The sequence below is a fragment of the Entomomonas asaccharolytica genome (genome assembly GCF_016653615.1).
Classification (GTDB): Bacteria; Pseudomonadota; Gammaproteobacteria; order Pseudomonadales; family Pseudomonadaceae; genus Entomomonas; species Entomomonas asaccharolytica.
This window is the reverse complement of the sequence record NZ_CP067393.1, coordinates 300,457-313,482: the sequence shown is the minus strand read 5'-3', so window position 1 is coordinate 313,482 and position 13,026 is coordinate 300,457. Positions and strand designations below refer to the sequence as shown.

The following is a 13,026-nucleotide window of genomic DNA, read 5'->3' as shown; positions in this document are numbered from 1 at the left end:
GTTAGAAATACCCCTGCCGTTTTTTCTCTTCCATCGACCCAGTAGCATCATGGTCAATTACTCGACCTTGTCGTTCTGATGTTTTGGTTAATAACATTTCCTGAATAATTTCAGGTAATGTGGTGGCTTTTGATTCAACAGCCCCCGTCAATGGATAACAACCAAGGGTACGGAAACGTACCATTTTCTTAGTAATACTTGCTTTTTGTTGGTCAGTTAAGTATTCAAGAATACGCTCATCATCTATCATAATCAGCGTACCATTCATTTCAATAACATCACGTTCAGCCGCAAAATAAAGAGGTACGATGGGTATTTTTTCTAAATAGATATATTGCCATATATCTAATTCTGTCCAATTTGATAGAGGGAATACACGAATTGATTCACCTTTATTAATTTTACCATTATAGATATTCCATAGTTCTGGACGTTGATTTTTAGGATCCCAACGATGTTTAGTATCACGGAAAGAATATACACGTTCCTTCGCACGTGATTTTTCTTCATCGCGACGAGCACCACCAAAGGCAGCATCAAAACCATATTTATCTAAGGCTTGTTTTAAGCCTTGGGTTTTCATAATATCGGTATGTTTTGCGCTACCATGGGTAAAAGGATTAACATTTTGCGCAACGCCATCAGGGTTAATATGCACCAATAAATCAAGATTCATTTCTTGCGTCATTTGACTACGGAACTGATACATTTCCTGAAACTTCCAACGGGTATCCACGTGCAGTACAGGGAAAGGCAATTTACCAGGAAAGAATGCCTTACGGGCTAAGTGCAGCATTACGGCAGAATCTTTACCAATCGAATAGAGCATTACAGGGTTATCAAACTCTGCGGCTACTTCACGAATAATATGTATACTCTCAGCTTCTAGTTGCTTTAAGTGAGTTAGTTTATCAAGCATGATTTCTCACAACCTTATCTTTATAGATTGTTTACTTATTGAAAATGGTAAACACTCTAACATAGATTAAAGTTTTACTTTGAGAATAAAAACTTATTTACTTAGAACTTTTAGTTAGAACGGATTATCAATATTAATAAACTCATGCTCTATACCATGCAGTTTAGCAATATGCTCACCTAAAGCTTTAATACCATAACGCTCTGTTGCGTGATGGCCTGCTGCAATAAAACTAATACCATTTTCTATGGCGCTATGATAAGTTTGTTCCGAGGCTTCACCTGTTAAAAACAGATCAACCCCCATAGCGGCTGCTTGATCTATATAACCTTGTCCACCACCTGTACACCAAGCTATTTTTTGCACTGGTTTACCACTATCAACCACCATTGGTTTACGATTCAGTTCTTGTTCTACTCGGCTAGCAAATTCTGTTACAGATTGAGGCATAGCAAGGTGGCCTTGTAAGCCTATGATGGTAGGATCATTAGGATTTAAAGTAGTATCTATTGTAATACCTAATATTTTAGCCAATTGTGCATTATTACCTAGCATGGGATGCACATCGAGGGGTAAATGATAAGCTAATAAACTTACATCATTATCCAATAATACTTTTATGCGATTACGCTTCATACCCACAATGGTAGGTTCTTCCCCACGCCAAAAGTAACCATGATGGACAATAATAGCATCTGCTTGCTGTTCAATAGCTGCATCTATTAAAGCTTGGCTTGCTGTTACACCCGTAATTATTTTATTTATTTCTGGCTTACCTTCTACTTGTAAGCCATTGGGACAGTAGTCTTTGATTTGGTCACAACTTAGATAATAATCAAGGTATTGAACTAGCTGAGTAAGGGTAACAGCCATTTTACAGTCCTCTATAATAACAATCAGGCGCTTACATTATACAATATAAGCGCCTAATGTCTTATAAAACTGCTTGAGGATAAGAGCCCAATACTTTTAAGCCTACGCTACCTCTACCCATTTCTTCTAAAACAGCTTTAATCAATGGGTCATGATGATGGCCTGAGAAATCAATAAAGAACACATAGCTCCACTTGCTACTACGTGCAGGTCTAGTTTCAATACGAGTAAGGTCAATATTGTTTTTACGGAATGGCTCTAATAACTCGTGCAAAATACCTGGTTTATTATGGATTGAAACGATAATAGAAGTCTTATCATCACCTGTAGGTGGTACTTCTTGGTTACCAATAATAAAGAAACGGGTTGAGTTGTCTGGACGGTCTTCTATTTTCTCATTCAAAATAGTTAGATCATATAAACTCGCCGCCATATCACCAGCAATAGCTGCACTATTCCATTCACTTTGTACGCGCTTAGCCGCTTCTGCATTGCTGGAAACAGCTACCCGTTCAACATTTGGATAATGGGCGTCTAACCATTTACGGCACTGTGCTAGTGATTGCGCATGTGAATAAATACGAGTAATGCGATCTTGCTTGGTATTTTTACCCACTAATAAATGGTGATGAATGCGTAACTCTACCTCACCACAAATCACTAAATCATGTTCTAAAAAACTATCTAAGGTATGGTTTACTGCACCTTCAGTAGAGTTCTCTACAGGTACTACACCAAAATTCACCGCACCAGCTGCTACTTCTCTAAATACTTCATCAATAGCCGCCATTGGTTTACTTACCACAGCATTACCAAAATGTTTAATGGCTGCCGCTTGGGTGAAAGTACCTTCTGGGCCTAAATAAGCCACTCGCAATGGTTGCTCTAAAGCTAAGCAGGTGGACATTATTTCACGGAATAAACGAGCCATCTCTTCATTACTCAGAGGGCCTTTATTGCGTTCCATAATATGTTTAAGCACAAAAGCTTCACGCTCTGGACGATAAAAAACAGGGGACTCGCCTTCTGCAAGGTTAGCTGTTTTAACTTTCGCCACCTCTTGAGCACAACGAGCACGCTCAGAAATTAAATCAAGTATCTTCTCGTCTAAACTATCAATCCGCACCCTTAATGCTTGTAATTCTTGTTCTACTGCCATGTTTAACCATGCTCCTTCTCAAACGCTTTCATAAAGTCTACCAATGCTTGTACTGCATCTAAACCAACTGCGTTATAAATAGAAGCACGCATTCCACCTACAGTACGGTGACCTTTTAAATTTAATAGTCCATTTGCATCTGCTTTTTCTAAAAACACTTTATCTAAACGTTCATCAATTAATCTAAATGGAATATTCATCCAAGAACGGTTAGAGGGATTAATTGGGTTATTGTAGAACTCTGTGCTATCAATATACCCATAAAGCAACTCTTTCTTTTGCTCATTAATCTTTTTCATGGCCTCTAAACCACCTTGTTTTTTCAACCATTTAAAGATTAAGCCTGCAAGATACCAAGAGAACGTTGGTGGTGTGTTATACATAGAATCATTATCAGCCGCTACTTTATAATTGAGCATAGTAGGACAATCACTACGAGCATTACCTAATAAATCTTCACGTATAATTAATACCACTAAACCACTTGGCCCAATATTTTTTTGTGCACCTGCATAAATTAAACCAAACTTAGACACATCAATAGGTTGTGACAAGATATTAGATGACATATCAGTTACTAAAGGTATATCCCCTACTTCTGGTATCCAATCAAACTCTACACCACCAATTGTTTCATTAGCTGTGTAATGGACATAAGCAGCATCTTGAGATAATTGCCATTCATTTTGACCAGGAATAGCAAAATAGTTATAGTCTTTAGCCGTAGCTGCCACATTAACTGCAGCAAAGCGAGAAGCTTCTTCAATAGCTTTCTTTGCCCAAATACCTGTATCAATATAATCAGCTTTTTGATCGTGGCGCATTAAATTCAAGGGGATTTGTGCAAACTGTTGACTTGCACCACCTTGCAAAAATAACACTTTATAATTATTAGGAATTAATAGTAAGTCACGTAAATCCTGCTCAGCTTCCGCAGCTACTGCTGTATAGTCAGCACCACGATGGCTCATTTCCATAATCGACAAGCCTTTACCATGCCAATCTAATAATTCAGTTTGGGCTTGTTGTAGAACTTCTAAAGGTAATGCTGCTGGGCCTGCGCAGAAATTATAAACTCGCTTAGTCATGGCTTTATACTCAATCGATTTATGATTTTATTAATTTACCACACTATTCATTACTGAATAGTGGGATTATCTTCATCATTAGTTGCATTATTTTCAAGATCAACTTCATCTAAATCTTCTTCCGTTTCAGATGGTTCTTGAACACGCTCTAAACCTACTAAGGTTTCATCGGTAGATAGTTTAATTAAGGTAACACCTTGGGTATTACGACCCATTGGACGTATTTCATCTACGCGGGTACGTACTAAAGTACCTTGGTCAGAAATTAACATAATTTCCTCACCATCCTGTACTTGCACAGCACCAACAATTTTACCGTTACGATCACTGGTAATCATGGAAATAACACCTTTACCACCACGACCACGTAAAGGATATTGATCAATCGCTGTACGCTTACCATAACCACGTGCAGAAGCCGTTAAGATATAGGCATTATCCTCAGGGATAATCATGGCAATAACATGGCTTCTGAATAACTCAATGCTATTGTCATCATCATTATCTTCTTCAATAACTACTGCATTTTCGTCATCATCAGTGGTATCGTTTTCACCTTCTTTAGGTAAGCGAATACCACGTACACCTTTAGCTGTACGTCCCATTTCACGGACTTTTGACTCTTCAAAACGGATTACTTTACCTTCATCAGTAAACAGCATTACTTCACTATTACCATCAGTAATAGCAGCAGAAATTAATAAATCACCCTCTTTTAAACCTAGGGCAATTAAACCGTTCTTACGCACTTTACTAAACTGTTCTAATGGGGTTTTCTTCACTGTACCGTTAGCGGTTGCCATAAAGATAAAGCGGCCTTCAGTAAATTCATCCACTGGCAACATGGTAGTAATTTTTTCACCCTCATCTAATGGGATGATATTTATTAAAGGACGACCTCTTGCTGTACGAGACGCTTCTGGAATTTCAAAGGTACGAAGGGAATAAACCTTACCCTTAGTAGAGAACAACAATAAAGTAGCATGACTATTAGCCACTAAAAGATGCTCAATATAATCTTCATCTTTCACACCTGAGGCAGACTTACCTTTACCACCACGACGTTGTGCTTGATAAGCTGTTAAAGGTTGTGACTTGGCATAACCGCCATGAGAAATAGTAACTACACGCTCTTCTTCTGGAATAAGATCAGCTGTGGTTAAATCCATATGCGAAGCAATAATTTCAGTACGACGCTCATCACCAAATTCATCACGTACTTTGACTAACTCTTCACGAATCACTTCCATTAAACGTTCTGGAATAGTCAAAATACGGATTAACTCACCGATTTGCTCTAAAATTTCTTTATATTCACCAATTAACTTCTCATGTTCTAAGCCCGTTAAACGGTGTAAGCGTAAATCTAAAATGGCTTGCGCTTGTACTGGTGATAAATAGTATTTACCATCATGAATACCATATTGCTCTTCCAAGTCATCGGGGCGGCAACTTTCTGCACCAGCACGCTCTACCATTGCTTGGATAGGACCTGCTTCCCATGCAGTAGCCAATAGTTTTTCTTTAGCTTCAGCAGGACTTGGTGATTTTTTAATCAACTCAATAATGGGATCAATATTAGCTAATGCAACAGCTAAACCTTCTACCACATGGCCACGTTCACGTGCTTTACGTAATTCATAAATAGTACGACGAGTAACCACTTCACGACGATGACGCACAAAAGCTTCTAACATCTCTTTCAGATTTAGAATTCTTGGCTGGCCATCTACTAAAGCCACTACGTTAATACCAAATACATTTTGTAATTGAGTTTGGGTATATAAGTTATTAATAATTACCTCTGGCATTTCACCACGACGTAACTCTATAACAACACGCATACCGTCTTTATCAGATTCATCACGTAGTTCACTGATACCTTCAATTTTCTTTTCTTTAACCAACTCAGCAATTTTTTCAATAAGTCTGGCTTTGTTAACTTGATAAGGTAATTCAGTAACAACTATTTGTTCACGGCCATTTTCAATCGGCTCAATATGAGTTTTAGCACGAATATAAACTCTACCACGACCTGTACGATAGCCTTCAATAATACCTGCACGGCCATTGATAATACCTGCGGTAGGGAAGTCAGGACCAGGAATATACTCCATTAACTGATCGATGGTTAAATTTTCATCATCAATTAAAGCCAAACAGCCATTGATTACTTCCGTTAAATTATGGGGCGGAATATTAGTAGCCATACCCACCGCAATACCACTAGAACCATTTACCAATAAGGCGGGGATTTTAGTGGGTAATACTGCTGGAATTTTTAAGGAATCATCATAGTTAGGCACCCAGTCAACGGTCTCTTTATCAAGATCAGCTAACATTTCATGGGTTAATTTCTGCATACGTATTTCGGTATAACGCATTGCAGCAGCTGAGTCACCATCTACAGAACCAAAGTTACCTTGCCCATCTACCAACATATAACGCATTGAGAAAGGCTGAGCCATCCGTACAATGGTGTCATAAACAGCAGAGTCACCATGCGGGTGATACTTACCGATGACATCACCCACGATACGGGCAGATTTCATATAAGGTTTATTCCAATCGTTGCTATTTTCATTCATAGCAAATAGCACCCGTCTATGCACTGGTTTTAAACCATCACGCACATCGGGCAAAGCGCGCCCAACAATAACGCTCATAGCATAGTCGAGGTACGACTGTTTTAGTTCATCTTCAATTCTGACGGGGAGAATTTCTTTGGCGATTTCAGTGCCCATAAGAAGCCTGTTCCTTGTTTTGCGACAATCTACAGATTAAGCCGAATATGATACCACAAAACAGATAAACAAACTGTATTTTGACAATAAAAATGCCTTATTTTTTAAGGCATTTTTATAACAAGATAAAACAAATAGATGACCAGTTTTTACAGGCTACTCACCAATTAAGTCTTGATAATCTTGCGCCTTTAACAACTGCTCAACTTCTACTAAAGAAGCAGGTAATATTTTATATATCCATGCGGTATAAGGATCATCATTTATTAGCTCAGGGTTATCGGCTAATTGTTGATTAACTTCAACGACTTTACCTGTTACAGGCGCATAAATATCAGAACTTGTTTTAACAGACTCTATCATGCCAATTTGTTGGTCTTGTTGGTAATGCATACCATCTTCTGGCAGTTCTACAAATACAATATCCCCTAAAGAATTTTGGGCATAGTCTGTAATCCCTACCATTAAAATATCATCCTCTAACACCCCTACCCAAGAATGGCTCTCTGTATAACGTAACACTTTAGGGATATTGCTCATGCTTAACCTATTCCTTTTCAATCATTAAATTAAAATTTTACCATGCCAAACAAATCGTGGCGGAACGACTCTTACAGGACACCATTTCCCTTTGATTTCCACTTCCGCTCTTGCCCCTGTTTGAACAGGCACTCTAGCCAATGCAATACATTTTCCTAAGGTAGGAGAAAAATTAGTGCTAGTAATAATACCGTCACCCACATTTTCAATACGTACTAGCTGACCATTATGCAAAGTGCCTCTTTCTTCTGAAACAAGGCCAATTAATTTATTACGTAAGCCTGCCTGCAATTTATTCTCTAATGCAGCACGACCAATAAACTGACGATCCTCTGGCTGCCAAGCAATTGTCCAATCCATATTACACGATAGAGGAGAGATTTCAGCATCCATATCTAAGCCATACATACTATGGCCTGCTTCCAAGCGCAACGTGTCTCTAGCACGCATACCTATTGGCATAATACCAGCGCCTATCAGCTCTAACCATAGCTGCTCAGCATCCGCTTTAGGCAATACGATTTCAACGCCATCCTCCCCCGTATAACCTGTGCGAGAGATAAACCAATCGCCCACAAAACAGCTATAGAGTGGCTTTAATTCAGATAACTGATCTACATACTGTTTCGGCAACTGTTTTAATAATTTATTAACTGCTTCTGGCCCTTGAATAGCTAGTACGGCAACATCTGATTGAACACAAAAGCTCACATCAAAATCGCCTTTGTGCTGCTCCATCCAATCAAGGATTTGTTCAGGGATAGCCGCATTAAACATCAAGCGATAACCATCTTTAGTTAAATAAACTAAAATATCATCAATAATGCCTGCTTGATCATTTAGCATGACTGAATACAGAACACGCCCTTGATCGTTTAGCAAAGATACATCATTTGCAAGTATATACTGTAAATATTGTTTAGCCTGTTTACCTGTTATATCAACAATTGTCATAAAAGAGACGTCAAACATACCGCAATCTTTTCTAACTTGAAAATGTTCTTCTACTTGTGACCCAAAATGCAAAGGCAAGTCCCATCCATTGAGTTCTGCCATTTCCGCCCCAAGAGCCAAATGTTGCTCATACAAAGGGGTATGCAATCCCATAAGCACTCCTTTTTATTAATTAATGATAACTTACGTTGGGTTGATGATGAATTTATATATTATATATTATCTAATGATTTCAAATAAAATATATGAATTTAAATCATGGCAACTATTAGCTATTAGTTTTGTAATGCATTAAAGCTAACCAGCTCACCTACTTGCTCTTTTAATAATCGTTGTAACAATTCATTAATTGTCTCGTTACTATTGACCACCAACCAATTTGCCAGTTCTGCATTATAGTCTAAATGGTAACCTCCAGACCTTGCAGCAACCCATAATTGACGTAAAGCGGACTGCCTACTTAGAATAATCTGACTGCCATTTTCAAATTCTATGGTTAATACACCATTAGCATTATCCATATCCACATCAAAATCTACAGCTTCTAATATATCTTCTACTTGTTGTTGTAATTCATCAATAAGTTGATGATATTTTGTTTCTTCTAACATCATAAACGGCTACCTAGTCATATTATATTGCCATTATATTAAACGAAAGCTCACACAACCAATAGTCAATCAGCTAATTGGTCGGTATACTTTTATATAATAAAAAGCTTAATCTGGAATTAATATAATGAAACTATTACGTTTACCTATTGTTATTGTAGTTACTTATGCATTTGCATTAACGGGTTGCGGTCAAAAAGGTCCGCTTTATTTACCTGAAAAGCAAACAGCACCATTGATTACCACTGAGCCAACGCGAACTAATGTGACTAATTCTCAAGCTACCAGCGAGACAGAGGCTACGACTCAAGATCAAGCGTCACCAGAATACACCAATGAGGCAGCTCAATAATGTCTGTTTTTACTTATCAAAATGACCAGTTATACGCTGAGCAAGTAGCTGTTACAGATATTGCCAAACAGTTTGGTACACCGACCTATGTATACTCAAAACAACATATTGAGCAACAATTTAAAAGCTATCAAAATGCCTTACAAGGTACTTCTCATTTAATTTGTTATGCTGTGAAAGCTAACTCCAATATTGCTGTGCTCAATGTCCTTGCTAAGTTAGGTGCAGGTTTTGATATTGTTTCCCTTGGCGAATTAGAACGGGTTTTAGCAGCAGGTGGACAAGCAGATAAAATCGTATTTTCTGGTGTTGGTAAAACAGTAGATGATATTCAAACAGCATTACAGGTAGGTGTTCATTGTTTCAATGTTGAATCCACTAATGAATTAGATCGTATTCAGAAAATAGCCGCAGAAATGGGTAAAATTGCCCCTATTTCTTTACGTATTAATCCTGATGTAGATGCTCAAACTCACCCTTATATCTCTACAGGATTAAAAGAGAATAAATTCGGTATCGATATCGCTGAAGCTGAATCAGTTTATGAGTATGCTGCCACATTAACAAACCTAAAGATTAAAGGAATTGACTGCCATATAGGCTCACAATTAACTACTTTATCACCTTTTTTAGATGCTCTAGACAGATTGTTATTGCTCACTGATAAATTAGCGAGCAAAGGTATTACCATTGAGCATCTCGATTTAGGGGGTGGGCTAGGTGTACGTTATAATGATGAGCAACCTCCTCTAGCACAAAATTACATTCAAGCGGTAAGAGAACGCTTAACAGATCGTAACCTAGCATTAGTATTTGAGCCTGGCCGTTATATTATTGCTAATGCAGGTATTTTAATAACTCAAGTAGAGTATTTAAAACATACTACCCATAAAAACTTTGCTATTGTTGATGCAGCAATGAATGATCTAATTCGCCCTGCACTTTATGATGCTTGGATGGATATACAGCCTGTTATCCAAAAACAAGGCCAAGCAACTAGCTATGATATTGTAGGCCCAGTATGTGAAACCAGTGACTTTCTAGGTAAAGATCGCTCCTTAAACATCGCAGAGGGTGACCTATTAGTCGTATGCTCAGCAGGTGCTTATGGTTTTGTTATGAGCTCTAACTATAATACACGTGGTAGAGCGGCTGAAGTAATGGTAGATGGCGACAAAGTTTATCCTGTACGTAAACGTGAAACATTGGCCTCTCTTTATGCAGATGAGTACTTATTACCAACCTAAGGAGTAAGCATGTTTTTACATTTTACTAAAATGCACGGGCTAGGCAATGACTTTATGGTCATTGACCTCGTCACGCAACATGCCCATATTACGCCTAAGCAAGTTAAACATTGGAGTAATCGCCATACAGGTATTGGTTTTGACCAACTACTACTGGTTGAGCCACCTAACAAACCAGACGTTGATTTTAGTTATCGTATATTTAATGCGGATGGTTCAGAGGTTGAACAGTGCGGTAATGGTGCGCGTTGCTTTGCTATCTTTGTTCGCAACAAGCGCTTAACCGCCAAAAAACATATTATTGTAGAAACTAGCAGTGGCATTATTGAGCTACATGTTCTGCCAGATCATCAAGTGAAGGTAAACATGGGTAAAGCTCGCTTTACCCCTAAAGAAATCCCTTTTCTAGCCGAGCAACAAGCTACTACATATCCTCTCGTAGTTGAAGAGCAGACTATTGACATATCAGCTGTATCCATGGGTAACCCCCATGCGGTTATTCGTACTGACAATCTAAAAACTGCGCCTGTACAAGCCCTAGGCTCAAAAATCGAACATCATCCCCTTTTTCCTAATCGTGTTAATGTGGGTTTTATAGAAATTACTGATCGTCATCATGCTAAATTGCGTGTATGGGAACGCGGTGCAGGTGAAACACAAGCTTGTGGCACAGGCGCTTGTGCAGCGGCTGTAACTGCCATTCAAAATAATTGGATGGAGTCACCTGTGCACTTACAATTACTAGGTGGTAAATTAACCATTGAGTGGAAAGGTGGCGATACTCCTGTTTTCATGACAGGCAATGCAGTAAGCGTTTATGAAGGAAAAATACAATTATGAGTCAACCTACTCCATCAGAACAAACTTCAAATGAGTTAACAGCTGAAGCAGTTGCAGAGTATATTAGACAACATCCTGATTTTTTTATTAAACATGATGATGTATTACAAACCATACGTATTCGCCATGAGTCAGGTAAAGCTATTTCTTTAATTGAACACCAACTTAATCGGTTACGTTCTCGCAATCAAGATTTGCAAAAGCAACTCAATCATCTACTCGAAATGGCAAGAGAAAATGATCGCCTATTCGAAAAGGCGCGACGCTTAACCCTTGAACTACTGGAAGCAACCTCCCTTGAAAGCTTAGTTGCTACCCTAGAAGACAGCCTAAGACATGATTTTAAAATAGAAAAAATTAGCTTTATTTTGTTTAGTGAAAGCACTTTGCCCGCTGGTCGTTTCTGTAAACTTGAAGAAGCTCAAACCAAATTAGGTAGTTTAATTAATACAGATAAAATCACCACAGGCCAATTTAGAGATAATGCCTTAGAATTTTTATTTGGTAACGATCATAACGTGCACTCAGCGGCACTAGTACCCCTCAGAAATAATAATACACTAGGCTTATTAGCATTAGGCAGTAGTGATCAATATCGTTATCAAAGAGAAACGGGCACTATTTTCTTACAACAAATAAGCGATATTCTTTGTCGTATTCTACCTCGTCTATTGTAGGATTAATAATGCAAGTTGCTTTAGAAAACTACTTAAGACATTTGCAAACCGAACGGCAAGTATCACCACATACACTGGCTGGATATCAACGTGATATTCAAAAAATAATAGTCCTATGTGAAGAACACCATGTAACTAACTGGGCAGAACTAACTACCCATCAAGTTCGCTTATTTATTAGTAAACTTCATAGACAAGGATTGTCTGCGCGCAGCCTAGGACGACTACTCTCTTCGCTACGTGGGCTCTATCGCTATCTTATCAAAGAGCAATTATGTAGCAAAGATCCTAGTACAGGTATTATGCCTCCAAAAACAGAAAAGCGTTTACCAAAACTATTAGATATAGATCGTACACAGCAGTTGCTAGATACACCGATAGCTAGTAGTGATAATGAATTTATAAATTGCCGTGATCATGCCATGTTAGAGTTATTTTATTCTTCTGGGCTAAGACTTTCTGAGCTAGTAAATTTAACACTCACTGAATTAGACTTAAACAACAATAGCGTTCGTGTATTAGGTAAAGGCAATAAAACCAGAGAACTCCCTGTAGGTACAAAAGCCAAACAAGCCTTAACAGCTTGGTTAACTATCCGTTTACAAGCAAATCCTAAAGATGATTTTGTATTTATCAGTCAACGTGGCACAAAGCTATCACCAAGAGCGGTTGAATTACGTGTACAACAAGCAGGAGCCAAAGGCTTAGGGCAACACTTACATCCCCATATGTTACGCCATAGTTTTGCTAGTCATCTTTTAGAGTCTTCGCAAGATTTACGTGCAGTACAAGAATTATTAGGCCATGCTGATATATCTACCACCCAAATTTATACTCATCTAAACTTTCAACATTTAGCTGCTGTGTATGATCAGGCTCATCCTCGCGCCCACCACAAAAACAAAAAATAAGCCTTCAATCTAAAGACTAATAGTTTACTGAATCAAAGCTGATATACTTTTTTTAGTTTTAATAATAAAAAAGTATAGTTGAACGATTAATTAACTAATCTGTCTATTGGT

Annotated in this window: 12 protein-coding genes and 1 pseudogene; 5 read left to right on the top strand and 8 right to left on the bottom strand. The window is 38.1% G+C overall.

What is annotated here, in order from left to right; translation table 11 throughout:
- Position 1 precedes the first annotated feature (1 nt).
- The 8 genes from cysD to cyaY form a co-directional block, all read right to left on the bottom strand.
- Positions 2 to 919: a sulfate adenylyltransferase subunit CysD gene (cysD, locus tag JHT90_RS01450; RefSeq protein ID WP_201093218.1), complete on the bottom strand. Its 918-nt coding sequence runs from the start codon at positions 917 to 919 to the stop codon at positions 2 to 4.
- 114 nt (positions 920 to 1,033) lie between these two features.
- The gene (locus tag JHT90_RS01445) at positions 1,034 to 1,792 is read right to left on the bottom strand and encodes a Nif3-like dinuclear metal center hexameric protein (protein WP_201093216.1); all 759 of its coding nucleotides are present in this window, start codon (positions 1,790 to 1,792) and stop codon (positions 1,034 to 1,036) included.
- A 61-nt stretch (positions 1,793 to 1,853) separates the two neighbouring features.
- Positions 1,854 to 2,951, bottom strand: coding sequence for a prephenate dehydratase (gene pheA / locus JHT90_RS01440; RefSeq protein ID WP_201093209.1), 1,098 nt, complete (start codon positions 2,949 to 2,951; stop codon positions 1,854 to 1,856).
- Positions 2,952 to 2,953: 2 nt separating this feature from the next.
- Positions 2,954 to 4,039, bottom strand: coding sequence for a 3-phosphoserine/phosphohydroxythreonine transaminase (serC, locus tag JHT90_RS01435; RefSeq protein WP_201093206.1), 1,086 nt, complete (start codon positions 4,037 to 4,039; stop codon positions 2,954 to 2,956).
- Between the two features lie 50 nt (positions 4,040 to 4,089).
- Positions 4,090 to 6,783 (bottom strand): DNA gyrase subunit A, encoded by a 2,694-nt coding sequence (gyrA, locus tag JHT90_RS01430; RefSeq protein WP_201093204.1) that lies wholly within the window; start codon positions 6,781 to 6,783, stop codon positions 4,090 to 4,092.
- A 156-nt stretch (positions 6,784 to 6,939) separates the two neighbouring features.
- On the bottom strand, positions 6,940 to 7,323 hold the full coding sequence (gene gcvH, locus JHT90_RS01425) for a glycine cleavage system protein GcvH (protein WP_201093203.1): 384 nt from the start codon (positions 7,321 to 7,323) through the stop codon (positions 6,940 to 6,942).
- A 24-nt stretch (positions 7,324 to 7,347) separates the two neighbouring features.
- Positions 7,348 to 8,430 carry a glycine cleavage system aminomethyltransferase GcvT gene (gcvT, locus tag JHT90_RS01420; RefSeq protein ID WP_201093201.1) on the bottom strand — a complete coding sequence of 361 codons (1,083 nt, stop codon included), beginning with the start codon at positions 8,428 to 8,430 and terminating at the stop codon, positions 7,348 to 7,350.
- Between the two features lie 122 nt (positions 8,431 to 8,552).
- A complete protein-coding gene (gene cyaY, locus JHT90_RS01415; protein WP_201093199.1) occupies positions 8,553 to 8,891 on the bottom strand; it encodes an iron donor protein CyaY in 339 nt (112 codons plus the stop codon).
- 124 nt (positions 8,892 to 9,015) lie between these two features.
- Here cyaY and lptM point away from each other — a divergent pair.
- The 5 genes and pseudogenes from lptM to xerC form a co-directional block, all read left to right on the top strand.
- Positions 9,016 to 9,120, top strand: a pseudogene (gene lptM, locus JHT90_RS15190) (LPS translocon maturation chaperone LptM); the annotation flags it as partial.
- Positions 9,121 to 9,239: 119 nt separating this feature from the next.
- Positions 9,240 to 10,487 carry a diaminopimelate decarboxylase gene (lysA, locus tag JHT90_RS01405; RefSeq protein WP_201093195.1) on the top strand — a complete coding sequence of 416 codons (1,248 nt, stop codon included), beginning with the start codon at positions 9,240 to 9,242 and terminating at the stop codon, positions 10,485 to 10,487.
- Between the two features lie 9 nt (positions 10,488 to 10,496).
- Entirely contained in the window at positions 10,497 to 11,327 is an 831-nt protein-coding gene (gene dapF / locus JHT90_RS01400) for a diaminopimelate epimerase (RefSeq protein ID WP_201093193.1), read from the top strand.
- Entirely contained in the window at positions 11,324 to 12,004 is a 681-nt protein-coding gene (locus tag JHT90_RS01395) for a DUF484 family protein (RefSeq protein WP_201093191.1), read from the top strand. Before dapF ends, JHT90_RS01395 begins: the two co-directional genes overlap by 4 nt.
- Before the next feature lie 8 nt (positions 12,005 to 12,012).
- Entirely contained in the window at positions 12,013 to 12,915 is a 903-nt protein-coding gene (gene xerC, locus JHT90_RS01390; RefSeq protein ID WP_201093189.1) for a tyrosine recombinase XerC, read from the top strand.
- Positions 12,916 to 13,026: the final 111 nt, after the last annotated feature.

What these genes read in the sequence shown, in the direction of transcription:
- gcvH (WP_201093203.1), bottom strand. Translation starts at nt 7,323, where the DNA reads ATGAGCAATATCCCTAAAGTGTTACGTTATACAGAGAGCCATTCTTGG.
- pheA (WP_201093209.1), bottom strand. Translation starts at nt 2,951, where the DNA reads ATGGCAGTAGAACAAGAATTACAAGCATTAAGGGTGCGGATTGATAGT.
- lysA (WP_201093195.1), top strand. Translation starts at nt 9,240, where the DNA reads ATGTCTGTTTTTACTTATCAAAATGACCAGTTATACGCTGAGCAAGTA.
- cysD (WP_201093218.1), bottom strand. Translation starts at nt 919, where the DNA reads ATGCTTGATAAACTAACTCACTTAAAGCAACTAGAAGCTGAGAGTATA.
- JHT90_RS01395 (WP_201093191.1), top strand. Translation starts at nt 11,324, where the DNA reads ATGAGTCAACCTACTCCATCAGAACAAACTTCAAATGAGTTAACAGCT.
- xerC (WP_201093189.1), top strand. Translation starts at nt 12,013, where the DNA reads ATGCAAGTTGCTTTAGAAAACTACTTAAGACATTTGCAAACCGAACGG.
- gyrA (WP_201093204.1), bottom strand. Translation starts at nt 6,783, where the DNA reads ATGGGCACTGAAATCGCCAAAGAAATTCTCCCCGTCAGAATTGAAGAT.
- JHT90_RS01445 (WP_201093216.1), bottom strand. Translation starts at nt 1,792, where the DNA reads ATGGCTGTTACCCTTACTCAGCTAGTTCAATACCTTGATTATTATCTA.
- gcvT (WP_201093201.1), bottom strand. Translation starts at nt 8,430, where the DNA reads ATGGGATTGCATACCCCTTTGTATGAGCAACATTTGGCTCTTGGGGCG.
- cyaY (WP_201093199.1), bottom strand. Translation starts at nt 8,891, where the DNA reads ATGATGTTAGAAGAAACAAAATATCATCAACTTATTGATGAATTACAA.
- dapF (WP_201093193.1), top strand. Translation starts at nt 10,497, where the DNA reads ATGTTTTTACATTTTACTAAAATGCACGGGCTAGGCAATGACTTTATG.
- serC (WP_201093206.1), bottom strand. Translation starts at nt 4,039, where the DNA reads ATGACTAAGCGAGTTTATAATTTCTGCGCAGGCCCAGCAGCATTACCT.